The following is a 24,698-nucleotide window of genomic DNA, read 5'->3' as shown; positions in this document are numbered from 1 at the left end:
TCAGCGCCGCGCCTTCGACGAGGCGGCGCCGATCGCGTGAGCGCCCGGCGCGCCGGGCGTCAGCGCCGCGCCTTCGACGAGGCGGCGCCGATCGCGTGAGCGCCCGGCGCGCCGGGCGTCAGCGCCGCGCGGCCAGCAGGAGGTGCGCGAGCAGGCCCGCGATGTTGTAGGCGTCGTCGCCGCCCCGGTGGTGAGTCCCGGCGAGCGGCAGGCCCACGCGCTCCAGGGCCTCGGCCATCCCGACCTCGCGCGGCAGCGCGCGCGCCACCGCGAACAGGGTCTTCACGTTGAGGTGGCTCGGCCCGAACGGGAACGGCACGCCGCGCGCCTGGCACTGTCGCTCGAACATGCGCCGGTCGTAGTCCCCGTAGCTCGCCCAGAGGCGGTCCTGCGCCTTGAGCTCGCCCCGCAGGAGCGCGCACGCCTCCTTGAACGAGACGCCCGCGTCGACGTCCGCCTGCGTCAGCGTCGTGAGCGACGTACAGAACGGGCTGACGCGCGAGCGCTCCGGGCGCACGAGGATCGACCGTCGGTCGCGCCGCCGGCCCGAGCCGACCTCCAGCGTGCACACGCCGATCTCGATGATCTCGTTCTCCTCGCCCCGCGGCGGGTCGCCGTCCCAGCAGGTCGATTCGACGTCGATCACGAGGATGAGATCAAGACGCTTCGCCATCCAGCGTTGTCCCTACATGTCGTGATGGGTGTGCTGTCATCGTAACGGGGATGGGGACGCAAATTCATTCAGGATTTGCCCGACAGTCCGAAAACGCCTCGGGCGGTTCGCTTTGTCCGGGCAAAAACTGAGTAGATACGGGACATAAGCGCGATGGGCACCGGGCGCGGATCGGTCGTTTCGGTCGCCAATCCGCTTGCCTGGAGGGCGTGGACCATGGACACTCGTCAGGTAATTTCTGACGAGGTTCTTCGAGTGAATCCTGGCTGCCAGCTCCAGCGCTCACCCGGCTCAGCCTGGGACCGGACCGCGCTCGCTGAGGTGATCCCCGAACCGGCCGCCGACGACCGCGAGGCCGCGACGGACCGACGGCGGCCTCCCCGTTCCGGCATCGTCCGCCACGCGGGCCGGGGCCGTGAGGCGGCGGAGGAGGCGCGGGCCGGCGCGGCGGCGGAGAAGGCGCGCCCCGCGGCGCGGGCCGGCGCGGCGGGGGGGCGGCCGGCGTGTGGGACTGCCGCGGTCGATCCGCTCGTCGGCCGTACAGAGCAGGGACTGCACATCGAGCGGCTCATCGCCGAGGGGGGGATGGGCGCGGTCTACGCGGCCCGCCGCGTCGCGACGGGGGAGGCCGTGGCGCTCAAGGTGCTCCGGCGCGCGCACGCCGGGGACCGCGGCATCGAGAGCCGGTTCGCCCGCGAGGTGCGGCTCGCCCGCCGCATCGATCACCCGAACGTCTGCCCTGTGCTCGGCGAGGGGCGCCTCTCCGACGGGCGGCCGTTCTTCCTGATGCCGCTCTTCGAGGGGGTCACGCTGGGCGAGGAGGTGCGGCGCAGCGGCCCGCTGCCGATCGGCCGCGCGCTCGCCCTGGCGGACCAGATCCTCGCCGGCCTCGCGGCCATGCACGCGGCGAAGGTCGTCCACCGCGATCTCCAGCCGGGCAACATCCTGCTCGTCGACGAGGCGCCTGGCGCCGGGGCAGGGGAGGGGGCGCCGACGGTCAAGCTCATCGATCTCGGCTTCGCGCACGAGCCCGGCGTCGACACGGGCGACGGCGTGACGCCGGACAGCCCCGGGTCGCTCGTGGGCACCCTGCTGTTCATGTCGCCGGAGCAGGCGATGCGCAGCCGCGCGATCACCGAGCGGAGCGACCTGTTCGCCGCCGCGCTGCTCATTTACTATGCGCTCTCGGGCAAGCTCCCCTTCCGGGGTCGGGGCGACCTCGACGTGCTCGTCGCCATCGTGCGCTCCGCGCCCGTGCCCCTCCGGCGCGAGCGCCGTGACGTCCCGCGCGTGCTCGACGAGGTGCTGGCGCGCGCCCTGTCCAAGCACCCCGACCACCGCTTCGCCGGCGCCTCGGCGATGCGCGCCGCGCTCGCCGCCGCCCGGGCGTAGCCCCGCGCCCGCCGGCGCCCGGGCACGGCCCCCGCGCCCGGCGAACGTGTGGGGTGTCGGCGCGCGCGGCGCGCTCGCCGCGCGGCGGCCCGCTCCTTGCCATGACGGTGCCGCCTGCACGGCGCCGCGCAGCACCGCGCGCGGGCTGTGCAAGCGCTGCCCAAGGGCGGCGACGCGGCGCGGTGAGCTTCACGCGAGGGGAACCCCATGGACGCACTCGATCTCTTGGAGCAGCAGCACCTCGAACTCAGCGCCCTGATGGCGCGCATCGCCGCCGAGCCCAGCCCGGGGCTCCGGACGTCGATGGTCGCGCAGCTCTCCCGGATGATCGACGCGCACGTACGGATCGAGGAGACGTACCTCTATCCGGTGTGTGCCGAGCGGATGGGCGGCGACAGGAAGCCGCTCCACGAGGCGTACGAGAAGCACGGGCTGGCGCGCTTCGCCGCCGACAACCTGCTGCGCACGCGCGCGACCGACGTGCGCTTCGAGGCGCGCCTCAAGCTGCTGCGGGAGGTGTTCGTCGACCACGCCGACGAGGAGGAGGGCGTCCTCTTTCCGAGGGCGAAGCGCGGGCTCACGGACGAGCAGCTCGACGTGATCGGCTGCGAGCTCGAGCGCGCGTACGAGGTGCTGCTGCGCGTCGGCGTCTCCGTGGGCGTCCCGCTCGTGCGGCCGCAGCGCGGGTGGCCGCGGCGCGGCACCCACGCCGGGCGCGCCCTCCGCCCCATGGCGCGGCGGCGCGGCGAGGCGCTGCGCGTCCGCGGCGAGTGAGCGGACGGCGCGCTCGCCAGCGGACGGCGCGCCCGCGCCGCGCTCACACGGGGACGGGGCCGCCGAACGCGCCGAGGAAGCGCGCCACCCAGACGGTGACCATCAGGACCGCCAGCGCGACGCCGAGCCGCGTCACCCACGCGCCCTGCACCGCCTCGGTCGCCGCGATGCGGCCGTCCTTCACGTAGACCGCCGCGTTGTACGCGATCGCGGCGATGACGAGCGGCGCCATGATCGGGGAGAGCGGGTGGAAGTGCAGCGCCTCGGCCACGCGGCCCTGCGCGAGGGCGAGGGTCGCGCGCGTGAGGCCGCAGCCGGGGCAGGGGTGGCGGGTGACGATCGCGAACGGGCAGAGCGGGACGCCGCACGCGACGAGCAGCCCGGCGAGCGCCGCGATCGCGCCGACGCGCGCCGCGCGGCCGCACGGGGTCGCCGCGCTCCACCGGGACGGTGCCGGTGGAGCGGGCGCAGGGGCGTCAGGCGGACAGGACAACGGAGGAGGGCGGCGGCGCGGGTGGACCGCTGGTCTAGCGCGCGCTCACCGCGCGCTCACGCGGCGTTCGGGTCCCAGACCTCGTTGAGGTCCTTCGCCAGGGCGTAGAGCGGGAGGAAGATGTAGAGCACGATGCCCTCGGCCTGCGGGTTGCGCGAGCCGGCCATCTGCTTGGCCCGGGTCACCTGCTCCGGCACCTTCACCCAGAGGAAGTAGTAGTTGAGCAGCGGGATGAAGACGTACCAGGGCTTGAACTCGGGGTCCTTCGTCGCCTGCTGCAGCTCGTTCAGCATCGCCCAGAGCTGCCAGATGGCGTAGACGAAGCACACCATGCCGATCACGCAGACCGTGATCGGGTTGCGCGTCTCGCCCCGCACGGCCAGCGCGCCGCCGCCGCCGTAGGCGCCCAGGTTGCCGCCGCCCTGCCCGAACTGACCGGCCGTCGCGAGCGGGCCGCCGGCAGGCGACGCGCCGCCGTAGGCGCCCGGATCGTTCGTCCCCGGCGCGGGCGACCCGTAGCCGCCCTGCGGGCTGCCGTAGCCGCCACCCTGCGGGCTGCCGTAGCCGCCGCCCGGGGGGCCGCCGTAGCCGCCGCCACCGGGGGGGCTGCCGTAACCGCCGCCGCCAGGAGGGCTGCCGTAGCCGCCGCCGCCCGGGGGGCTGCCGTAGCCGCCGCCCGGAGGGCTGCCGCCGTAGCCACCCTGCGGATCCTGGCCCGGAGGCGGACCGTAGCCGCTCGCGCTGTGCTGCGGGGGCTGGCCGTAGCCGGGCTGCTGGCCGTAGCCGGGCTGCTGGCCGTAACCAGGTTGCTGGCCGTAGCCGGGCTGCTGGCCGTAGCCCGGGGGCTGGCCGTAGCCGGGAGGCGCGCCGCCGGGGCCGCCCATCGGATCCTGGCCAGGGGGCGAGCCGAACGGATTGCCGCCCGCGCCCTGCGGGGGCTGGCCGTAGCTGCCGCCGGGCGGCGGGAACGCGCCGGGCTGCGGGCCGCCTGGCTGCGGTTGCCCGCCCGGACCGGTGTACCCGGGGAGCTGGTCGATCGCCATCGTGCCGCCGAGCGGGTTCACGCCCTGGTTCGGCTGCTGGCCGAACGGCGCGTAGCCGCCCGACGGGCTCGCGGCCGCGCCGCCGAAGGCGGGGCCGGACGGCTGCTGCGGCGGGGCGGACGGCGACCCGTAGCCCATCCCGGGCGGAGGCGGGGCAGGGGGAGGCCCGGCCGAGGCGCCGAGCCCCGCCGGGGGGACACCGACCACCGTGCCGGCGAGGCCCTGCGGCGGGCTCGGGATCGCGGGCATACCCGGCGGGGCGCCGGCGGGCGGCGCCGGAGGCGGAGGCGCCCCCGGGGCTCGCTGGCCCGCCGCGCCCGCCCCGGAGGGCTGACTCATCAGCATGGTGCCCTTGAACTTCGGCGCGGCCGCTCCCTTCAGGTTAAAGCCGCACTTCGTGCACGTGGACGCCGTTTCCGAGTTTTGCGTCCCACAATTCGGACAGAACACGCACCACCTCCGGAGGGGGGTTCGCTGCACCGCATGTCCGCGCCCTGCGCGCGTTGTAATGGGCGCGAAGGGTAGTTGAAGCGCCTTCCCGTTCTCAAGTGAAAGACGAAGAACGCTGCGGACGCGACCGAGGCTACGCGTTCTCCGCCAGAAAACCCAGGGAGTTCTCTCCAGGGGACGCGGTGAGAGCGCCACGCGCGCGTCTCACCCTGCGCCGTGCGCGAGCACGTCGCGCACGACGTCTGCAGCGAGCACCTCACGCAGACGTCGCGCGACGTGCTCGCGCAGCCGTTGCGCGAGCGCCCCGCCCGCCGGCGGAGCTCCTCGAAGGATGAACACTCAACCCCCCGGATTTGCTGGGGTGCATCGCGACCCTCGCGCTCGCGTCGACGCGCCAGCGAAGCCTCGCCCGCCGCGCCGCGCCCCGGCCGTGGCGGGCCGGCCGGCTCGCCGTGTGCTCCAGGCACCACCTTTCTTGGGCAGCGGAACCCTTTCTGTTATTCGCCGGAGGTTTCCCCCCGGCGCGCCTTGACAGTGACCACCGTCGCTCACTAGCGTGCCCGCGCCTCGGGAACGGCTCCGTGCGACGGATAACCGAATGCCCGGCCACCGGTGCGCGGGGCTGTCCGCCTCCGGTGGGCGCCTCTCCACAGGAGGCGCACGAGGTGACGCCCGGCTCTCCGGGCGAACCCCTCGCTTGGAAGGGACCCGCGTTGCGGGGTCCCCCACTGCATGTCGAAGCGGGCACGCCGCGACCGCGGCGCGCCCAGGGAGCCAGCGGACCGTGCCAACAGCCGACATGACCGAAGATTTTGCGCTCAGCGCCGACCGGAAGGTCGAGTTCGAGAAGATCCTCGCGCGCTATCCGAACCGCCAGGCCGCGTGCATCCCGGTGCTCCACCTCTGCCAGAGCCAGGAAGGGTGGGTCTCCGGGCGGGTGCTCCGCTGGGTCGCCGAGCAGCTCGGCCTCCCGACGGCGCACGTGCAGGGCGTCGCGACCTTCTACACGCTCTTCAACAAGGAGCCCGTGGGCAAGCACCAGGTCTGGGTCTGCCGGACGCTGAGCTGCGCGCTCAACGGCGCGGACGCGGTGCTGCACCACTGCGAGAAGCGGCTCGGGATCCGGGTGGGCGAGACCACGCAGGACGGCAGGGTCACGCTGCGCACCGCAGAGTGCCTCGCGTCGTGCGGCACCGCCCCGATGATGCAGGTCGATCGCGACTACCACGAGGGCCTGACGCTCGAGAAGGTGGACGCGATCCTCGATCGGTTGACGAGGTGACGAGATGCTCCGGCTGACGCGCTACCTGACCAAGAACTACGACAAGCCCGACGGCCACAAGCTGGCCGTGTACGAGAAGGGCGGCGGCTACCAGCAGGCGAAGCGCGCCCTCGGGATGACGCGCGAGGCGCTCGTCGAGGAGATGAAGGCGGCCAACATCCGCGGCCGCGGCGGCGCCGGCTTCGCCATGGGCGTGAAGTGGAGCTTCATGCCGTGGCCCCCGAAGCCCGAGCGGCCGCACTACCTCGTCATCAACGCCGACGAGGGCGAGCCCGGGACGTTCAAGGACCGGACGCTGATGGAGAAGAACCCCCACTCGGTCGTCGAGGGGTGCATCATCGGCTGCTTCGGGATCGGCGCCCACGCCGCGTACATCTACGTGCGCGACGAGCTGCACCTCTCGAAGGCGCGGCTCTGGGAGGCCATCGAGGAGGCGCGCGCCAAGGGCTACCTCGGCAAGCGCCCGTTCGGGATCGACTACCCCGTCGAGGTCTACGTCCACACGGGCGCCGGCGCCTACATCTGCGGCGAGGAGACGTCGCTGCTCAACTCGCTCGAGGGCAAGCGCGGCGAGCCGCGGCTCAAGCCGCCGTTCCCCGCGCAGTTCGGCGCGTTCGGGATGCCGACCACCGTGAACAACCTCGAGACGATCGCCGCGGTTCCGACGGCGCTCGAGCTCGGCGGCGACAACTTCTCGAAGCTCTCCGCGCTGCACCACCTGAAGGACGGCGGCTGTCGCCTCTTCGGCGTGAGCGGCCACGTGAACAACCCGGGGATCTTCGAGGCGTGCGTCGGCGTGACGCTGCGCGAGATGATCTACGACTTCGCCGGCGGCGTGAAGCACGGCAACCTGCTCGCGGTCATCCCGGGCGGCTCGTCGTGCCCGATCCTGCGCGCCGACGAGGTCGTGAACGCGCCGAGCGACAAGTCGCCGCTCCACCCGTGGCACGGCCAGAGCGTGCTCGACGTGCCGCTCGGCGTGGATACGTTCCGCGCGCTCGGGACGATGCTCGGGACCTGCTGCGCCATCGTGCTCAGCGACAAGGCGTGCCCCGTCCTCGCGATGCACAACCTGATGCGCTTCTACCGCCACGAGTCGTGCGGCCAGTGCACGCCGTGCCGCGAGGGCAGCGCGTGGATCCACCGGATCCTCGACCGCATCGTGCACGGAGAGGGGACGATCGAGGAGCTCGATCGGCTGCACGAGATCGCCGACAACATCATGGGCAACACCATCTGCGCCTTCGGCGAGGGAACGGCGATGCCCGCGCTCGGCTTCCTGCGGAAGTTCCGCAAGGAGTTCGAGGCGTACATACAGACCAAGGGCCGGTCGTCGACAGGGGTGCTCTCGCCGTGAAAATCTTCGAATTCGCCTTCTTCGGGCTGGCGTCGCTGCTGGTCCTCCTCGGCGGCCTGGCCACGGTCGCGGCGCGGAACCCGATCCGCGGCGCGATGGGGCTGCTCACGTCGATCGTCGGCATCGCGGGCCTCTACCTGATGCTGGCCGCGGAGTTCCTCGCCGCGATCCAGATCCTCGTGTACGCGGGCGCGGTCGTCATCCTCTTCCTCTTCGTGATCATGCTCCTCGGCCCGTCGGCGACGTCGCCGCGCGACGCGCGCACGGCGGTGCCGCGCTACATCGGCGCCGGCGTCTTCACCGTCGGCGCCCTGGGCGCGCTGGTCCTCACGGCGAGCGCCGGCAAGCCCGGCGTCACGGCCCTGCCGCCCGCCCCCGAGTCGCTCGGGACGATCGACGCGCTCGGGCACGAGCTCTTCACGAAGGGGATCGTGCCCTTCGAGCTCTCGGGCGCGCTGCTCCTCGTCGCCGTGATCGGCGCCGTCGCCGTCGCCCGCGGCAAGCAGGTCGATCCCACGCTGCTGCCGGCCGCGCCCGCGTCGCCGGATCCGCGCGATCAGGTCCCGGTGCGGGACGTCGCGACGCCGGACGCGCAGCCGGGCGCCCTCACGGGCCACTTCACCCTGTCGACGAAGGAGCCGAAGTCATGATCTCCGTCCCCATCGAGTACTACCTCGTGGTCGCGGCGGTGCTGTTCGCGATCGGGTCGGTGGGCTTCCTGCTGCGCAGGAACCTCCTGGTCCTGCTGATGAGCATCGAGCTGATGCTCAACGCCGTGAACCTCACGCTCGTCTCGTACAACCGGGTGCACCCGCAGGATCACGCCGGGCAGATCTTCACTTTCTTCGTCATCGCCATCGCGGCGGCGGAAGCCGCCGTGGGTCTCGCGATCGTGCTCGCGTTCTACCGCATCCGGAAGACGATGCGCTCGGACGACGCCGATCTCCTGAGGAGTTAGCGTGGAAGCCCTGAGAGTCTTATTCCCCGCGTCCGAGTTCGCGCTGCTCGCGGTGGTGCTCGGCCTGCCGGCGCTCGGCGCGTTCGTGAACGGCCTGTTCGGCAAGCGGCTCGGCAAGGACGCGGTCCGGCTGATGGCGCTCGCCGCGCTCGGCGGCGCCTTCCTGGCGGCCGTGACGACGTTCCTCATGCTCCCGCACGAGGGCGGCAAGCTGAGCTGGACGGCCTGGCGCTGGTTCTCGATCACGGGCCGGATGGGCCAGTCGATCCCGATCGACGTGGCCTTCAGCGTCGACGGCCTGAGCGGGACGATGATCCTCGTCGTCACCGGCGTCGGCTTCCTCATCCACCTCTACTCGTCCGCGTACATGCGCGAGGACCCGGGCTACTACCGGTTCTTCGCGTACCTGAACCTGTTCTGCTTCTCGATGCTCGTGCTGATCATGGCCGACAACCTCGCCGTCCTCTTCGTGGGGTGGGAGGGCGTCGGCATGTGCAGCTACCTGCTCATCGGGTTCTGGTTCAAGGACGACAAGAACGCGAGCGCGGGCAAGAAGGCGTTCGTCGTCAACCGCATCGGCGACTTCGGCCTCCTCGTCGCGATGGCCATGCTCGCCTACTACTCGGGCACCCTGAACTTCGACGGCATCGCCGCGAACGCGGGCAACCTGCTGTCCGCGGTGAAGGTCTGGCCGATCGGCAACATGTCGGCCGACACGGTGCCGGGCTTCCTGAGCTTCATCGTCCCGTCGCAGCCGGTGCTCGTGTACGCCTCGACGCTGATCGGGCTCGCGCTGTTCCTCGGCTGCGCCGGCAAGAGCGCGCAGATCCCGCTCTACGTCTGGCTGCCGGACGCGATGGCCGGCCCGACGCCGGTCTCCGCGCTCATCCACGCCGCGACGATGGTGACCGCGGGCGTCTACCTCGTGGCCCGGCTCTCGGCGGTGTTCGTCCTGTCGCCGTTCGCCATGGCGGTGGTCGCGGTGACCGGCGTGCTCACGGCGATCTTCGCGGCCTCGATCGGGCTCTTCCAGAACGACCTGAAGAAGGTGCTCGCCTACTCCACGGTGAGCCAGCTCGGGTTCATGTTCATCGGCGTGGGCGTCGGCGCGTTCGCGGCCGGCTTCTTCCACGTCCTCACGCACGCCTTCTTCAAGGCCTGCCTCTTCCTCGGCGCCGGCTCGGTGATCCACGCGATGCACGCGCGCATCCACGACACCGACCAGTCGCAGGACATGCGGAACATGGGCGGCCTCAGGGAGTACATGCCCCTGACGCGCTGGACCTTCCTCCTCGCGTGCCTCTCGATCGCGGGCTTCCCCGGGTTCGCCGGGTTCTGGTCGAAGGACGAGATCCTGTGGCGCGCCTTCTCCAGCCGGATCGAGTCGGTCTCGACGCGCGGGCAGCCGGTGTGGCAGTGGCCCGACTGGCTCGGCCCGGCGATCTACACCGTCGGCATCATCGCCGCGACGATGACCGCCTTTTACATGTTCCGCGCGTACTTCCTGACGTTCCACGGCGAGTTCCGCGGCTGGACGATCGTGCGCGGCTGGAAGGATCCGCACCCGCACGGCCACCACGACGATCACCACGCGCACGCGCCGGGCGAGAAGCTCGAGGGGCCGGTGCCGCACGAGTCGCCGCTGCCGATGACGATCCCGCTCATCGTGCTCGGGGCGCTGTCGGTCTTCGCCGGCTTCCTGATGGCGGAGCCGCTCGTGCACCTCACCCACTCGCACGCGTTCGCGCCGCTCGCGCACCTGCTCGAGCCGGTGTTCTCGATGACGTCGCGCGCGGTGGTGGAGCGCGAGTCTGCGAAGGGGCTGATGTGGGCGATGATGCTGCCCGGCGTGGCGGCGTGCTTCGCCGGCATCGGCCTGGCGATGCTCGTGTACTGGAACCGGCGCGGCGAGCCCGAGCGGCGCTTCGCCCAGCAGTTCCCGCGGCTGCACGGGCTCATCTACGACAAGTGGCGGATCGACGAGCTCTACAACGCCACGGTCGTGGGCATGGTCGACGCCCTGGCCGACATCTTCACGATGGCGGACAAGTGGATCATCGATGGCGTCATCGCGAAGCTCTCCGCCGCGGTGGTCGGGTTCTTCGGCACGGTGCTGCGCGCGCTCCAGACGGGCCGCGTGCAGGTGTACGCCGCGTCGATGGTCATCGGCCTCGCCGGCGTCGGCTGGTTCATGGTCAAGCCGCACGCCGACGCGCACGTCGACGACGCCGATCTGCGCCGGTCGGGCGAGGTGAGGCTCTCGGCGGCGCCGGGGCTCGGCTACCGGTACCGCTGGGAGGCGCCCGGCCTGCAGTCGGGTGACTTCTCCGAGGCCACCGACGTCACGGTGAAGGTCGAGCCGGGCGAGACGAAGGACGTCGTGCTCCGCGTGCGCAACGCCTTCGACCGCGAGGCGACCGAGACCTTCTCGTTCTCCAGGCCGCAGGGCCGCAAGAACCCCACCGACCCGACCACTATGCTGGTCCCGAACGGTGCCACGCCCGCCCCGGGGACGACCCCGGCGGAGCAGACGAAAGGCCTGCGATGAGCGCGCTCGACCTCGTAACCCAAACCTGGCCGGCGCTCGCCGCTGGCGTCGTCGGAGCGCTCCTGCCGCGCGGCGACGGGCACGGCGCCCACGCGGGCGACGGCGCCCATGGGGATGACGACCACCACGGCGGTCACGATCACCACGGCGACGACGACCACCACGGCGACGACCACGCTCACGGCGCGGCCCACGCCGGCGGGTACACCGCGTGGCAGCGGGTCGGCCTCGGGCTCGTCGCGGCGCTCACCGTCCTCGGCGTGCAGTGGCTCTGGCCATCGGACGCGCCGGCCGCCGCGGTGGACACGTCCGGGGAGTGGTCGTCGCTCCTCAACGTGCTGATCGCCCTGCCGTTCGTGGGCGCCGCGGCGGTGCTGTTCGTGCCGCGGCAGATGCTCTCGCTGCTCCGGGGCTTCACGCTCGCGGTGCTCGGCGCGGGCTTCCTGGCGTCGCTCTGGCTGCTCAGCGTGCCGATGACGGCGGGCTGGCACTTCCAGTCGATCAAGGAGTGGATCCCGTCGCTCGGCATCCGGTGGCACGTCGCGATCGACGGGATCAGCCTCTGGCTCGTCCTGCTCACGACGTTCATCGCGCCGATCGCGGCGTACGCGTCGTTCGGCTCGATCAAGAGCCGGATCAAGGAGCTCTGCTTCTGCCTCCTGTTCCTGCAGGGGGCGATGCTCGGCGCCTTCGTCGCGCTCGACCTGTTCCTGTTCTTCCTCTTCTGGGAGCTGATGCTGGTGCCGATGTTCGTGATGATCGGCATCTGGGGCGGCGTCGAGAAGATCAAGGCCGCGGTCAAGCTCTTCATCTACACGATGGCGGGCTCGATGCTGATGCTCGCGGGCATCGTGTACCTCGTGTGGGCGAACCAGAAGCTCACGGGCGCCTACACGTTCGACTACCTCGCCCTCTCGCGCGTGGTGCTGCCGCGCAGCACCCAGATGCTCTGCTTCTGGGCGTTCTCGATCGCGTTCTTCATCAAGGTGCCGATGTGGCCGGTGCACACGTGGCTGCCGGACGCCCACGTGCAGGCGCCGACCGGCGGCTCGGTGATCCTGGCCGCGGTCATGCTGAAGATCGGGACGTACGCGTACCTGCGCTTCTCGATGGGGCTCTTCCCCGGGCCGGCCTCCAGCCTGGCGGCGAACCTCGCGGGCATCGCGATCCTCGGCGGCGTGATCTACGGCGCGCTCGTCGCCTGGAAGCAGTCCGACGTGAAGCGCCTCGTGGCGTACTCGTCGGTCGCCCACCTGGGCTACGTGATGCTGGGGCTCTTCGGCGTGACGCCGAGCGGGATCCAGGGCGCGGTGCTCCAGATGGTGAACCACGGCGTCTCCACCGGCGCGCTCTTCCTCCTGGTCGGCGTGATCTACGACCGGCGCCACACCCGGCAGGTCTCCGAGTTCGGCGGCCTCGCCAAGGTGATGCCGGTCTACGCGACGCTCTTCCTGATCGTGACGTTCGCCTCCGTCGGCGTGCCCGGCACGAACGGGTTCATCGGCGAGTTCATGATCATCATGGGCACGTACGCCTCCGAGCGCCTCGGGACGTTCAGCGGGATCCACACGGTGGGCGCCGCGGCGGGCGTCATCCTCGCCGCCGTCTACATGCTGAGCGTCGTGCAGAAGATGTTCTTCGGGCCGCTCACGAACCCGAAGAACAAGCACCTGCCCGACGTCACGCCCCGCGAGGCGCTCGCGCTCGCGCCGCTGGTCCTGATGATCTTCGTGATCGGCCTGTTCCCTGCGATCTTCCTCGATCGGATGAAGGAGTCGGTCCTGTTTACCTACAACCAGTTCAAGGTCGTCTCCGGGCAGGCGATCCTCTTCGCGGACGAACGGAACGCGAAGCTCCTGCCCGAGGACACGTTCTCCCCCGCGTTCCTCAAGGGGGCGCCCGTGCTGCGGCCCGGTGAGGGCGCGCCGGGGGCGGGCGGGGACGAGCAGGCCCGGAGCGATCGTCGCGACCGTCAGACCGACGGCAAGGTCGCGGCGCGCGGGGAGGAGGCGGCGCGATGAGCTACGGGATCTTCCTCGCCGTCTCGCCGCTGCTCGTGATCACGCTCGGCGGGACGCTGCTGATGCTCGCGGAGGCGTTCTCGCACCGCCGCGAGGAGTCGCACGACCGCCTCTCGGGCCCCTCGTCCGACATCGCGCTCGGGACCGCGATCACGCTCCTCGCCGGGGCGGTGTTCTCGGGCGCGGTCGGGTTCGTCGGCCCCGAGACGCTCGACGGGGTCGACGCGCTCGCCCCCTACCTGATCATCGACCGCTTCACGCTGTTCTTCTCGTTCGTCCTCTGCCTCGGCGGCGCGCTGGCGGCGCTGCTCGCGGGGGGGTACCTCCCGGAGCACCGGCTCGACCGCGGGGAGTTCTACCCGCTGCTGACCTTCTCGACGGTCGGCGCGATCATCCTCGCCGGCGCGGGGGACCTGCTGACGCTGTTCCTCGGGCTGGAGACGATGTCGCTCGGGGCCTACGCGCTGACCGGCTTCCGCCGGACGTCGCCGCGGAGCAGCGAGGCGGCGATCAAGTACTTCCTGCTCGGCTCGTTCGCGGCGGCGCTGCTGCTCTACGGCGGCGCGCTGATCTACGGGGCGACGGGGCACACCGACCTCGCCGGGATCCGCGACACCATCGCGGCCGCGACGGGGGACAAGGCGCCGAACCCGGCGCTGCTGCTCATCGGGGCGGCGCTGATGCTGGTCGGGCTCGCGTTCAAGGTGAGCGCGGTGCCGTTCCACATGTGGACGCCCGACGCGTACGAGGGCGCCCCGACGCCGGCCACCACGTTCATGGCGGTGGCGGTGAAGGGCGCGGCGTTCGCGACGCTGCTGCGCGTGCTGCTCGGCGCGTTCGGCGGCCCGGCGCTCTCGTCGTGGGCGGCGGGCTGGCCGCCGGCGGTGGCGGTGATGGCGCTGCTCACGATGACGGTGGCGAACCTCATCGCGGGCCGGCAGGAGTCGGTGAAGCGGATGCTCGCCTACTCGAGCATCGCCCACGCCGGCTACCTGCTCGTCGGCGTGGCGGCGGCGGTGCGGTCGAGCGAGGACGCGCAGGCGAGCGTGATGTTCTACCTGCTCGCCTACACGGTCTCGACGGTCGGCGCCTTCGGCACGCTCATCCTCTGCGGCAGCCGCGGCGCCGAGGCGGTGAGCTACGAGGATCTCGCCGGCATCGGCAAGCGGCACCCCGTGGCGGCGCTCGCGTTCTCGCTGTTCCTGCTCTCGCTGGCGGGCGTGCCGCCGACCGCGGGCTTCTTCGGCAAGCTGTACATCGTCAAGGCGGCGATGGGCGCCGAGCTGTACACGCTGTCCGTGGCGCTGCTGCTCAACAGCGTGCTGTCGGCCTACTATTACCTGCGGGTGCTCGTGTACATGTACATGCGCGAGCCGGCGCCGGGCGCGCCGATCGCCCGGCCGATGCGCTCGGGCTACGTCAACGCGGCCCTCGTCCTGTCCGCCGTGCTGGTGATGGTCCTCGGTATCTGGCCGACGACCTCCCTGGGCATCGCCGTCCGCGCGGTTCTCGCTTCCCACTGAGCAAAGCGGACCGCCCGGCGGTATCGCCGGGCTGCCAACTCGTATGGCGATGACGCCACCGCCGCTTGCGACGGTGGCGTCGTCGCTTGCGGCGATCGCGCGCTGCTGCGCGGGGCGCGCAAGTTGCTAAAGTCGGCGCCGATGCGAGGCGGCGAGAACATGCAGAGGACAGCAGGCAACTGGCGGATGCAGGTGGCGGGCGTCGCGCTGCTCGGGGCGATCGGGTGCCAGAGCGGCAACACGACCGGAGGCGCGCCCGCGGGGAGCGCGGCGCCGGCGGCGAGCGCAGCGCCCGCGGCGGCGGGGAGCGCGGCGCCCGCGGCGGCGGGGAGCGCCGCGGCGGCGGGGAGCGCCGCGGCGGCGGCGAGCGCGATGCCGGCGTCCGACATCTCGCTGACGTCGGAGAGCGTCCTCAAGGTGATGAACCCGAAGCGGCGAGAGCCGTACAGCGGACCCACGGGGACGCTGCGGGGACGGGTCACCATCAAGGGCGATCCGCCGCCGGACGCGAGGCTCAGCTTCCCGGTCGGCAAATGCGGCGAGGCCGCGGCCACCTACGGGCGGCTGTTCCGGGTCGGGCAGCAGAACGCGCTCGCGGACGCGCTCGTCACCGTCGTCAACTACAGCGGCTACGTGCCCGAGCGCGAGGAGGCCGAGAAGGTGACCATCCACGGGTGCGCGTTCTCGAGCCGCACCGTGGCCATGACCTTCGGACAGCGGCTCGAGGTCGCGAACCTCGACCCGCTGGAGTCGTACATGCCGAACCTCGAGGGCGCCCCCTTCATGGCCGTCCTCGTCGCCATGCCGCAGGGCGAGGCGGTGAAGTTCCACCCGCCGCAGCCGGGCTACTACCACCTCGTGGACAAGATGCCGAAGCCGTTCCTCAAATCAGAGGTCTTCGTGCTCAAGTTCGCGACCCACGACGTGACCGGCCTCGACGGCCAGTTCGAGATCAAGAACATCCCCGTGGGCAAGGTGCTCACGGCCGCCCTCCTGCCAGCCATCGATCAGGACGTGAAGAAGGAGATCGAGATCAAGGAGGGCGACAACACGCTCGATTTCGAGCTCACCTTCGATCTCGCGAAGTACACCGAGAAGAAGGGCGCAAGAACGCCCTCGCCCTGAGGCACGCGTCAGCGCGCCGCGGGCGCGCCGACCGCCAGCTCGCGCTGGACGCGCTGCGCGACCTCCCGGGAGAGCGGATCCCCGGCGCCGGGCGGCGGCAGCGGGCCGAGCCAGGTGAGCGCGGCGTCCCGGCCGACCCGACGGAAGAGCAGCTCGGCAAAGAGGAGCCGCGCGAGCGGCGAGGGGGGAACCGCCGGGCCGCTGCCCGCCGCGGCGGCGTGGAGCGCGTCGGTGGCCCGGGTCAGCGCGTCGAGGTCGCCGGTCAGATCGGCCGCCACCGCGAGCGCCACGAGCGCCGAGGCGCTCGCCGGATCGGCCCCCGAGACGAGCTCGGCCTGCTCGCGGGCCTCGCCGGCGCGGCCTAGGGCGGCCGCGCGCACCGCGACCTCGGCGGGCGGCAGGTCCGCGTCGCGCGCGAGGCGACGGGCGCGACGGAGCTGCCCGAGGACGAGCGCCTCGTCGAGCTCGGCCAGCGGTCCCGGTGAAGGCGGCGGCCGCCCGGCGGCGACGCCGGGCGGGGCGAGCTCGCGCAGGCGCCGCGCTGCCTGCTCGGCCGACGCGCGATCGCCGGACATCACGGCGGTCGCGTGGAGGGCGCGCCACGCGTCCGCCGACCGGGGGCGGCGCACGAGCAGCGCCCGCAGCGCGCGGCGCGCGTCGTCGGTCCGGCCGAGCCGCCGCAGGATCTCGGCCCGGAGCAGGAGGCCGTCGTCGCGCTCGGGATCGAGCTGGATCGCCCGCTCGACACGCCCGAGCGCCGCCTCCAGCCGGCCCGCGGAGAGATCGCAGCGCGCGTGCTCGCGGTGGGCCGGCTCGTAGTCGGGGTCGATCGCGCGGGCGCGGGCGAACGCGTCGTCCGCGGCCGCCTGCTGGCCGAGGCGGCAGCGGACAGCCCCGATGCGGGTCCAGATGTCCGCGCTGTCGGGGTCGCTCTCCTCCGCCAGCTCGTAGGCCTGGAGAGCCGTCGCGAGATCGCCGCGCGCCTCGGCCTCGGCGCCGATGGCGTACAGCGCGTACGAGCGCGCGTCGATGTGGCGGCCCACGAGGATCTGGCCGTCCACCGAGCGAGCGACCCGGGGCGCGGCGCACCCGGCGAAGGCCGCGAGCAGCGCGACGCACGCGACCGGCGACAGCCGCTCCGCCGCGCGGCGAAGGGCCGCGCGCAGGGGGCGATCTCGGCCAGGGAGGGCTACGCGCACGCGGCGATCTCGGCGAGGAGGCGATCGTTTTCCTCGCGGAGGCCGACGGTGATCCGGAGCCGGTGCGCGAGGCGCCCGCCCGCCGCGTGGAAGCTGCGCACGAGGACGCCGCGGGCCGCGAGGGCGTCGAACACATCGCCGGCAGGGCGGCGCGTGCCGACCCAGAGGAAGTTCGCGTGGCTCGGCGCGACCGAGAGGCCGAGGTCGGTCAGCCCGCGCGCGAGCCGCTCGCGCTCGGCCGTCACGGTCGCCGCGACATGGCGGAGCTCGCCGTCGAGCTCGCGCAGCGCGAAGGTGGCCGCGCGCTGCGACGGCACCGGGATGTTGTAGGGCTGGCGCACCTTGTCGAGCTCGGCCACGAGCTCCCGCGCGCCGATGAGCCAGCCGACGCGCAGCGACGCGAGGCCGATCTTCGAGAGCGTCCGCAGCACGGCGACGTTCGGGTGCCTGCGCCAGAGCGCGAGCTGGTCGCGCGGGGCGAAGTCGATGTACGCCTCGTCGACGATCACCAGGGCGTCCCTCGCCGCGGCGATGACCGCCTCGAGCCGGTCCTCCGACATGAGCGCGCCCGTCGGGTTGTTCGGCGAGGCGATGAAGACGACGTTGGGCCGCGCGAACGCGACGGCGCGCGCGAGGGCGGCGACGTCGAGATCCCAGCCGGCGTCGAGCGGGACCTCGACGGCGCGCATGCCGCGGGCGCGCGCGCTCAGCTTGTACATGACGAAGGTGGGGCTCACGGACACGACGCTCGCCGCGTCCGCGCCTTGCCGCGGGCGGCCGAGCGCGGTGAGCACCATCGAGATCACCTCGTCGGAGCCGACGCCGGCCAGGATCTCGTCGGGGTCGACGCCGCAGCGGGCCGCGATCGCCTCGCGGAGCTCGACGAGGCGCGCGTCGGGGTAGCGGCCCCAGTCCTCGGGCGCCGCGGCGCGCTGGAGCGCGGCGCGCGCCTCGGCCGAGAGCAGCGGCGGGCTCTCGTTCGCGTCGAGGCGCACCGGGAAATGACCCGCGACCGGGGTGTAGGCGTGGAGCTCGGCGAGCTCCGGACGGAGCAACGCGGGGAGGAACTCGGGCAGCGGCATGTCTCGATCCACGGTCGGCGCGGGCCCGGGGAGGGCGGAGGAGAGCGGTATACACCCCGTGCCTGACCGGGAACACCTCGACGTGCGCTACAAGGTGACCCCATGCCCACGATGAGCCGTGCGACCGTGCTCGTGCCGTCGCTGTCGTCCCCCGTCGCGCCCGAGCAGAACGTGATCTTCTCGCCGGATTTCCCCCTGGAGGAGCGGGGGGGCAAGGCGGCCGCCGTGCCGCGTGCCGCCGGCGTGCCCTGGTCGGTCGGGCGCGTCGTCCGGGGAGAGGCGTCGCTCCTGGAGCTGCGGCAGGAGATCGCGCGCAGGTTCGGCCCCGTTCCTGACGGCGCCCTGCCGGAGAGCGCGCCCGGCGACGCCCCCGGCGCGTACGCGTTCTCGTTCGTGCGCCCGTCGTTCCCGTCGCCCTTCGCGAGCCGGCGCGAGGGCGTCCTCTTCGGCGAGCGCGTCCTGCCGTGCTTCGGGCTGTGGAGGGATGTCGACGACGCGACGTGGTCGAGGGCCGCGGCGCAGGTGGAGGTGCACCACCACCGAGGCCCGGACGACTTCGTGATCGCGCTCGAGGCCAGGGGTGAGGAGCGGGTCGTCGTCGCGCGGTGCCCGCGCCCCGAGACGCTCGAGGCCGCCGTCGCGCAGGTCGTCGCGATGGCGCGCAAGCCGCGGAGCTGGCTGCGGAGGTGGCTCGGCGCGAAGCCGTTCGATCGCGACTGCGCGCTGAAGATCCCCCCGCTCGATCTGTGCGCGGTCCGCGTCCACGACGAGCTCATCGGCATGCCGCTCGCAGACGGCGACGGTCCTCCGCTCGGCGACGCCCGCCATGCGGTTCGCTTCCGCCTCGACGGCGACGCGCTCGCGCCGAGCGAGCCCGGGCCGATCACCCTCGGGCGCGGCGACATGTACGACCGCTACTTCGTCTGTGACGGCCCGTTCCTCGTCGTGGTCCTGGGCGGGCCGTCGAGGGACGAGGTGCGGCTCGCGGCCTGGATCGAGGCGCTGGACGCGCCGGAGGGCGCGACCGCCGCCGCGCCCTGACCGGCGGGCCGCCGCCCGTCACTGCCCGAACGTGTACCAGCGCGGCTTGACGTCGGTGATCAGGTGGCCGCCGCCGTTGACGTGCAGGCCGCCCGGGGCGTTGCCGGACCCGAGGCCGGTGGGCATCCCGCTGACCAGCCCCGACTTCCCCGCGTTGGCCCGCTCGGCGGCGGAAGCGCCTGGCGCGCCCACCGCGGTCGCGCCCGACGTCGTCGCTCCAGTCCGATCGGCCACCGCCTGCGCGACGCTCCGGCCGAAGAGGCTCGGCTTCGTCCCGCCGTTGCACGTGACGACGTCCACGCGCGTCCCGGGCGTCTTCCCGTTGAAGCCCGCGGCGTTCAGCTTGTCCGCGAGCTCGGCCCCCGAGATCTTCTTCCCCGCCCACTCGACGCTGCCAGGCCAGCCGTGGGTGTCGATGACGACATCGGTCTCGCCCTTGAGGCTGCCGGGGACGACCTGGTTGGGCTTGAGAATCGTCGCGCCCGGGTACTTGGTCGCGTACTGCGAGTAGTACGCGCTGTGGAGCTTGGGATCGTTCGAGGCCGTGATGATCGTGAGCAGCCCGAGCGGGTCGATGAACAGCGTCGGGTTCGGGACGAAGCCGATCTCCTGCACCGAGCCCGACAGGCCGATCGGATCCGGCGTGATGAACACGCGCAGGTCGGGCGCGTAGTAGCGGAACCGGTTGTAGTGGAGCCCGGTGAGCTCGTCGGCGCGCTGCCCGGCGAAGCGGAGCGCGCCCGGCTCGCCGCGCCTGTGCGCGACCTCGCCCCAGGTGGTCAGATCGATCTCGGTGACCTGGCCGGCGGCGTCGAGGTAGAGCCACGGCGTCCCGGCGGCGTCCGTCGCCACGAGGCGGAAGCTCGCGGCGCCCTGGGACTCGAGCAGCGGCACGTGGCCCGGCGTGTCGAAGACACGGCGCGTGATCTGCCCGCTCGAGGTGCGCTCCTCGACGATGCTGTCGCCGTCCCAGCCGAACCAGGTGCTCCCCTGGCCGACGATCTCGGCCACGCGGCGGCCGAGCGCGTCGTAGATGTACTGGACCCTCAGCCCGTCGCCGCGCACCGCCTCCGTGAGCCGATCGTTGTCGTCGAACGCGTAGCGCCACGTGCGCTTCGGGTCGGGCGCGTCCCGGCCCGCCAGCCGGCCGAGGCGGTCCCAGTAGAGGGTCTGCTCTCCCACCGCGAGCGGCCGCCCGCCGGCGCCGACCGAGCCTTCGCCGCGCGGCATCGCGGTGCCATGGGGCGAGAAGGAGAACGCCTCGGTCACGCCGAGCCCGCGCGCCTCCACGGGCCGCCCGTGCGCGTCCAGCTCGTAGCGGCGCTCGCCGCGCTCGGAGTCGACGACGGCGTCCAGCGCCCCGACCGGGTGCCAGCGGTAGGCGCGCGCCCGGACGACCTCGCCCGGGGCGCCCTCGACCTGGATCTCGACGGGGAAGCCCTCGGCGTTGCGCCGGGTCAAGATGGCCCCGATCCCGCCCTCGCGCCGGCGGGCGCGCTCGCCGTCCTGCGCGTCGCGCTCGAAGACGAAGCGCTCGGCGGCGTCCGGCTGGCCGACGCCCATCGCCGTGACCCGCCCGTGGACGTCGTGCTCCAGCGCCACGCGCCAGCCGGAGGAGTACCTGCGCCCCACGAGCTTGCCGCCCTCGTCGTAGTCGTAGCTCGTGGCGAACTTGAAGCCGCCGCAGGTCTGGGTGTCGCGGAGGATCGCGCCGCGATCGTCGTACGCGAGCTCGGTCGTGCAGGCGCCGTTCGTCGCGCGCACGACGCGCCCGAGGGGGTCGTACTCGAAGCGCTCGACGAGGCCGGAGGAGTACTCCCGCGCGACCACGTTGCCCGCGCCGTCGCGCGCGAGCCGCACGAGCGACTCGTCGGGCCGGAGGACCGACACGAGCCGGTCCGCGCCGTCGTACTCGTAGCGGTACTGGAGCCCGGTGAACGTCGTCTCGCGGACGAGGTTGCCGGACGGGTCGTAGACGAACGTGCTCCGCTCGCCCGCCGCGTTCTGGATCCAGCGCAGCCGGAGGAGCGCGTCGTACCCCATGAGCCACCGCGAGCCGTCCGGCAGCGCCTGCTCGACGAGCGCGCCGGCCACGTGGCGATAGCGCGCGCGACCGCCGCCGGGGTACGAGGTCGCGGTGCACAGCCTGAGCCCGTCGAACGCGTGCTCGGTGCGCTGCCCGCTCGGCCCGACGACGCCGACGACGTTCCCGGACGAGTCGTACTCGAGCGTGGTCGCCGCGCCGCCCGGCGACTCGATGCGCACCGGCATGCCCAGGAGATCGTAGACGTAGGTCCACACGCGCTCTCCCTGGGCGTAGCGGACCAGGTTGCCGTGCGCGTCGTACTCGAGCGTGTCCGCGAGGCCGTTCGGGTACGTGATCTTCGTGTTCTTGCCGCGCGCGTTGTACTCGGCGGTCGTCTTGCCGCGCGCGTCCTCGAGCTCGATGACCCGCCCCTGCTTGCGCAGCGCGGTGGAGCGGGCGCCGTTCGGGGCGATGGTGGTGACCCCCTGTCGCTCCGCGTCGATCTGGTACCGGATCGTGCCGCTGCTGTCGCTCAGGGACGCCAGCCGGCCGGATGCGTCGTAATGGCGCCGCTGCGTGACGCCGGCGCCGTCGGTGACCGCGACGAGCCGCCCGACCGCGTCGTACCGGAAGAGCATCGCGTAGCCGCGCGGGTCGACGTAGCGCTCGACGAGGCCCAGCGCGTTGCCCTCGTAGCGGTGCACGTGGCCGAGCGCGTCGGTGACGGCGGCCTGGTGAGGCCCGGGCCCGTACGCGATGCGCGTGTGGAAGACGCCGCGGGGGCCGCCGGCCGCGTGCGCGTCGGGGTCGCCGAGCGCGGCGAGGATGTCGGCGCCGGGCAGCTCACCCCAGGTCTCGACGCAGCGCTGCTCGCCGCCCACGTCCTGGTACACGAAGTGGAAGACGACACCGTCGGGACGCGTCTCCGAGAGCAGGTAGTGCTCGTCGTCGTAGCTGAACCGGGTCTCCGCGCCGCCCGCGTCGATGACCCGGACGAGATCGCCCCGCCCGTCGAGCTCGTAGGTCACGAGGCGCCGCCGGTGCTCCTTGCCGTCGGCGTCGGTGACGGAGACGTTCCAGATCCGCAGGTTCCCCTCGCGGGAGAGCGCCGCGCGGCGGCCGACAGAGTCCGTGATGGCGACGATCTCGTCCTGGTCCCAGTCGAGGAGGGCCGCGTTGCCGAAGCGATCGCGCAGCTCGACGAGCGCGTACGACCTCGGATCCGCGGTGGGCCGGAGGACCCGCACGAGGTCGTCGTCGAGGTCGACGACGAGCGCGTCGCCGTCGCGGAGCACCTTCCGGCCGTGGGGGAGCAGGAACGCCTCGTCGGCCCCGGGCAGCGGTATCTCGGTGCGGCGCTGCTGATCGTCGATGAGGACGAGGCGATCGCCGCTGCGCTCGGCGCGCCAGGCGAGGCTGTGCGACCAGCCCCAGCCGAGGCCGCAGCGGTCGCGCACGGCCGAGGTGCTGTAGGTGCGGACCCACTGCACCCACAGGAACCCGGGGAGCGCGAAGTCCACGGCCGGGATCGTGAACAGCGTCCCGGTCACGACGTCGATCGGGTGGCCCGCGGCCGCCTGGCCCTCGGCGCCCGGCGGCGCCGGCGGGCTCGGCGGCCCTGCGCCCTGGCTGCTCCCGCCGCCGCCCCCGCCGCTGTTGCTCCCGCCCTGCGGCCCGCCGCCGCCCGGCCCCCCGGCGCCGCCGCCCGTGCTCCCGCCGCCGCCGCCGCCGCCGCTCGCGTTGCTCGCGCTCGCGCCGGCGCCGACGGTGATGCTCTTGTTCATCTGGCCCATGCTGCCGGTGATGCCGGCCATGCCGAGCTCGATGAGGACGTTCGGCGCGCCGAGCCACGGGAAGCAGGGCCCGGCCGTGTTGAGGCTGACGACCTCCTTGAGCGTGCCGGGCTCGTTGCCGTGGCACGCCTTCATGCAGCCGCCGACCGTGAGGATCTTCGCGCCCTCGATCTTCGTGCGCATGCACGGATCGATGATCCCCTCGGCGACGGTGCCCATGGTCGGGTAGGGGATGGGCAATGGGCTGGGCGCGGCCGGCGTCAGGCACACGCTCACCGCCATTCCGGTCATCTGGTGTCCGGATTTCTCGGTGATCGTGTCCAGGTGGAGGGCAGTGACCTTACCCATGGTGGCAAGATGCTCTCACGGCCCCTGAGACATCTGCAACCGCGAGCACGACTCCGGTGACCCGGGAAAGCTGCATGACCCGGAGCGCGGATCAGGGGGTGGTCGCCGTGCGGGAGGGGCATGATCGGACGGGGCCCCGGACCAACGAGCCACGTGAGTCGCTCCAGTGCCTCTCCGGATCACCGCGCGGAGCTCACGCCCTCCCGCCGTCAGCGCGCGACAAGGCGCATCGCGGGGCGGCTGTGCTGGCTGTGCTCCGCCTCGAGCTCCTCGAGCTCGAACGCTCGATCGATGTCCATGTCGAGCTCCTCGAGCTCGCGCTGCGTGCTCTCGCCGTTGTCCAGGTCGTCGAGCTCGCGCATGAACCGGTCGATCTCCGCGCACGTCGACGGCGTGTCCACGGGCGTCATCGATTGCTCGTGCATGAGCTGGATGAGCTCCAGGATGGCGGCGAGCTTCTGCGAGACGACCTCGAGCCCCTCGCGCGTCTGGCTCCAGCACTCGGCGCGCCGGTAGGCGATCGTGAGCCGCCGCTCCGACAGCCCGCGCGTGCGGCCCGCGGACGTGCTCCGGACCGCCTCCAGCGCGCGGATCGTCTCCATCAGCTCGGTGTGGTTGGTCATCGCGAGCGACTCCTGGCCAGCCTTGTGCGCGATCGCGAGGCGGATGTAGCTCATCAGCAGCCGGCTCAGGCCGAAGCCGTCGTCGAGCAGCATCGGGACGGCGCCGCCGCGCCGCCGGATGTTCTCGCGGGTACGGTCGATCAGCCGGTCGAGCCGCGCGAGCTCCTGCTGGTGCCGGATGTCCATCTGCCGGATCAGCGACTCGCGCGCCCTCGACCACGCCGCCCGATCGGCCTCGTCGAGCTGCGCGTCGATGCTGCGGCGGAAGTAGCCGCGCCAGGGGACGAGGCACAGGATGAGGAGCTCCGCCCCGAGGCCGATCAGCAGGAGCAGCGGGCTCCAGCCGATGAAGCTCAGGAGGAGCGCGCTCCCCACGACGAGGAGGTTGTACGGGTGGACCAGCACCCGGCCCACGTACGTGCGCGCGGTTCGCCTCCGCAGCGGTGCGACCTGGACGCCGAACGCCGCCAGCGTCGCCCTCGACTCGGCCAGGCTCGCGCCAAGCACATCCTCCAATCGGCAAAGCTCTCGATCGCACGTCGTCATGGAGTCCCCCCTCTCACCTCGTCCGCTGGTCCTCGTGCCACCTCGCCCCGTCGACCACCCCCCGCCGCCGAGCCAGCCGACCGGGCGACCGACGCGGGCGCGCGCCCCCGCACCGGCGCGCCAGCGCGCTGTGAACGCAGGTCACGCTCGCGCGGCTCACGCCGGCGGCGGCCAGCCCGCGGAGCCCGCCCCCGGAGGACCAGGAGCCCGCCGCGCTCATCGGCCGCCCAGGCGGTATCACCTTGAAAAATAAAGCTTTTCTGGCGGCGCTGCGGCATCGCCAGGTCCACGAAGTTCATGCTCTTTCCGCTCTTCGCATCTCGAAACCCCGTGGAGCTCCGCGGTGCGCCGTCGAGGCGCAGCGCCGCGGTGGAGCCCGGAGCGAGCAGAGCGGGGTCCGT

Annotated in this window: 18 protein-coding genes and 1 pseudogene; 11 read left to right on the top strand and 8 right to left on the bottom strand. The window is 72.6% G+C overall.

The window, feature by feature from the left end; translation table 11 throughout:
- Positions 1–118: 118 nt before the first annotated feature.
- The gene (locus tag WME96_RS22110) at positions 119–673 is read right to left on the bottom strand and encodes an exonuclease domain-containing protein (protein WP_437292073.1); all 555 of its coding nucleotides are present in this window, start codon (positions 671–673) and stop codon (positions 119–121) included.
- Between the two features lie 321 nt (positions 674–994).
- Here WME96_RS22110 and WME96_RS22105 point away from each other — a divergent pair, with 321 nt between their 5' ends.
- Together WME96_RS22105 and WME96_RS22100 are read left to right on the top strand one after the other, a co-directional pair.
- The gene (locus WME96_RS22105) at positions 995–2,065 is read left to right on the top strand and encodes a serine/threonine-protein kinase (RefSeq protein WP_437292072.1); all 1,071 of its coding nucleotides are present in this window, start codon (positions 995–997) and stop codon (positions 2,063–2,065) included.
- Between the two features lie 207 nt (positions 2,066–2,272).
- The gene (locus WME96_RS22100) at positions 2,273–2,839 is read left to right on the top strand and encodes a hemerythrin domain-containing protein (protein ID WP_437292071.1); all 567 of its coding nucleotides are present in this window, start codon (positions 2,273–2,275) and stop codon (positions 2,837–2,839) included.
- Positions 2,840–2,882: 43 nt separating this feature from the next.
- On the opposite strand, the gene WME96_RS22095 is transcribed toward WME96_RS22100, so the two are convergent.
- From WME96_RS22095 to WME96_RS22085, 3 genes and pseudogenes are all read right to left on the bottom strand, one after another.
- Complete coding sequence (locus tag WME96_RS22095) at positions 2,883–3,332, bottom strand: DUF2752 domain-containing protein (RefSeq protein ID WP_437292070.1); 450 nt, start codon at positions 3,330–3,332, stop codon at positions 2,883–2,885.
- Between the two features lie 56 nt (positions 3,333–3,388).
- Entirely contained in the window at positions 3,389–4,714 is a 1,326-nt protein-coding gene (locus WME96_RS22090; RefSeq protein WP_437292451.1) for a hypothetical protein, read from the bottom strand.
- A 45-nt stretch (positions 4,715–4,759) separates the two neighbouring features.
- Positions 4,760–4,825: pseudogene (locus WME96_RS22085) on the bottom strand (zinc-ribbon domain-containing protein); the annotation flags it as partial.
- Positions 4,826–5,624: 799 nt separating this feature from the next.
- On the opposite strand from WME96_RS22085, the gene nuoE reads away from it, so the two are divergent.
- From nuoE to WME96_RS22045, 8 genes are all read left to right on the top strand, one after another.
- Entirely contained in the window at positions 5,625–6,107 is a 483-nt protein-coding gene (nuoE, locus tag WME96_RS22080) for an NADH-quinone oxidoreductase subunit NuoE (RefSeq protein WP_434048636.1), read from the top strand.
- Positions 6,108–6,111: 4 nt separating this feature from the next.
- The gene (gene nuoF, locus WME96_RS22075; protein ID WP_437292069.1) at positions 6,112–7,464 is read left to right on the top strand and encodes an NADH-quinone oxidoreductase subunit NuoF; all 1,353 of its coding nucleotides are present in this window, start codon (positions 6,112–6,114) and stop codon (positions 7,462–7,464) included.
- A complete protein-coding gene (locus WME96_RS22070) occupies positions 7,461–8,114 on the top strand; it encodes an NADH-quinone oxidoreductase subunit J family protein (RefSeq protein ID WP_437292068.1) in 654 nt (217 codons plus the stop codon). Before nuoF ends, WME96_RS22070 begins: the two co-directional genes overlap by 4 nt.
- A complete protein-coding gene (gene nuoK, locus WME96_RS22065) occupies positions 8,111–8,422 on the top strand; it encodes an NADH-quinone oxidoreductase subunit NuoK (protein ID WP_061618490.1) in 312 nt (103 codons plus the stop codon). Before WME96_RS22070 ends, nuoK begins: the two co-directional genes overlap by 4 nt.
- A gap of 55 nt (positions 8,423–8,477) precedes the next feature.
- Entirely contained in the window at positions 8,478–10,970 is a 2,493-nt protein-coding gene (gene nuoL / locus WME96_RS22060; RefSeq protein WP_437292067.1) for an NADH-quinone oxidoreductase subunit L, read from the top strand.
- Positions 10,967–12,991, top strand: coding sequence for a complex I subunit 4 family protein (locus WME96_RS22055; RefSeq protein WP_437292066.1), 2,025 nt, complete (start codon positions 10,967–10,969; stop codon positions 12,989–12,991). Before nuoL ends, WME96_RS22055 begins: the two co-directional genes overlap by 4 nt.
- Positions 12,988–14,514, top strand: coding sequence for an NADH-quinone oxidoreductase subunit N (locus tag WME96_RS22050; RefSeq protein ID WP_433937479.1), 1,527 nt, complete (start codon positions 12,988–12,990; stop codon positions 14,512–14,514). Before WME96_RS22055 ends, WME96_RS22050 begins: the two co-directional genes overlap by 4 nt.
- 159 nt (positions 14,515–14,673) lie before the next feature.
- A complete protein-coding gene (locus WME96_RS22045; protein WP_437292065.1) occupies positions 14,674–15,639 on the top strand; it encodes a hypothetical protein in 966 nt (321 codons plus the stop codon).
- 8 nt (positions 15,640–15,647) lie between these two features.
- Here WME96_RS22045 and WME96_RS22040 read toward each other — a convergent pair whose 3' ends face one another.
- The gene (locus WME96_RS22040) at positions 15,648–16,838 is read right to left on the bottom strand and encodes a tetratricopeptide repeat protein (RefSeq protein WP_437292064.1); all 1,191 of its coding nucleotides are present in this window, start codon (positions 16,836–16,838) and stop codon (positions 15,648–15,650) included.
- A complete protein-coding gene (gene hisC / locus WME96_RS22035) occupies positions 16,829–17,920 on the bottom strand; it encodes a histidinol-phosphate transaminase (RefSeq protein WP_437292063.1) in 1,092 nt (363 codons plus the stop codon). Before hisC ends, WME96_RS22040 begins: the two co-directional genes overlap by 10 nt.
- Positions 17,921–18,022: 102 nt before the next feature.
- Here hisC and WME96_RS22030 point away from each other — a divergent pair, with 102 nt between their 5' ends.
- On the top strand, positions 18,023–18,961 hold the full coding sequence (locus WME96_RS22030) for a hypothetical protein (protein WP_437292062.1): 939 nt from the start codon (positions 18,023–18,025) through the stop codon (positions 18,959–18,961).
- Between the two features lie 18 nt (positions 18,962–18,979).
- Here the strand turns inward: WME96_RS22030 and WME96_RS22025 are convergent, their stop codons facing one another.
- Both WME96_RS22025 and WME96_RS22020 read right to left on the bottom strand, forming a co-directional pair.
- Positions 18,980–23,128: a PAAR-like domain-containing protein gene (locus WME96_RS22025; RefSeq protein WP_437292061.1), complete on the bottom strand. Its 4,149-nt coding sequence runs from the start codon at positions 23,126–23,128 to the stop codon at positions 18,980–18,982.
- A 209-nt stretch (positions 23,129–23,337) separates the two neighbouring features.
- The gene (locus WME96_RS22020) at positions 23,338–24,258 is read right to left on the bottom strand and encodes a hypothetical protein (RefSeq protein WP_233561936.1); all 921 of its coding nucleotides are present in this window, start codon (positions 24,256–24,258) and stop codon (positions 23,338–23,340) included.
- Positions 24,259–24,698: the final 440 nt, after the last annotated feature.

The organism is Sorangium sp. So ce406 (assembly GCF_051474675.1).
GTDB lineage: Bacteria > Myxococcota_A > Polyangia > Polyangiales > Polyangiaceae > Sorangium > Sorangium cellulosum_G.
The sequence above is the reverse complement of the archived record's forward strand: the minus strand, read 5'-3'. Positions and strand labels throughout refer to the sequence as shown.

Coding starts and splice junctions, on each gene's coding strand:
- WME96_RS22110 (WP_437292073.1), bottom strand. CDS start 673: ATGGCGAAGCGTCTTGATCTCATCCTCGTGATCGACGTCGAATCGACC.
- WME96_RS22100 (WP_437292071.1), top strand. CDS start 2,273: ATGGACGCACTCGATCTCTTGGAGCAGCAGCACCTCGAACTCAGCGCC.
- WME96_RS22090 (WP_437292451.1), bottom strand. CDS start 4,714: ATGAGTCAGCCCTCCGGGGCGGGCGCGGCGGGCCAGCGAGCCCCGGGG.
- nuoE (WP_434048636.1), top strand. CDS start 5,625: ATGACCGAAGATTTTGCGCTCAGCGCCGACCGGAAGGTCGAGTTCGAG.
- nuoF (WP_437292069.1), top strand. CDS start 6,112: ATGCTCCGGCTGACGCGCTACCTGACCAAGAACTACGACAAGCCCGAC.
- nuoK (WP_061618490.1), top strand. CDS start 8,111: ATGATCTCCGTCCCCATCGAGTACTACCTCGTGGTCGCGGCGGTGCTG.
- WME96_RS22055 (WP_437292066.1), top strand. CDS start 10,967: ATGAGCGCGCTCGACCTCGTAACCCAAACCTGGCCGGCGCTCGCCGCT.
- WME96_RS22050 (WP_433937479.1), top strand. CDS start 12,988: ATGAGCTACGGGATCTTCCTCGCCGTCTCGCCGCTGCTCGTGATCACG.
- WME96_RS22045 (WP_437292065.1), top strand. CDS start 14,674: ATGCAGAGGACAGCAGGCAACTGGCGGATGCAGGTGGCGGGCGTCGCG.
- hisC (WP_437292063.1), bottom strand. CDS start 17,920: ATGCCGCTGCCCGAGTTCCTCCCCGCGTTGCTCCGTCCGGAGCTCGCC.
- WME96_RS22030 (WP_437292062.1), top strand. CDS start 18,023: ATGCCCACGATGAGCCGTGCGACCGTGCTCGTGCCGTCGCTGTCGTCC.
- WME96_RS22025 (WP_437292061.1), bottom strand. CDS start 23,128: ATGGGTAAGGTCACTGCCCTCCACCTGGACACGATCACCGAGAAATCC.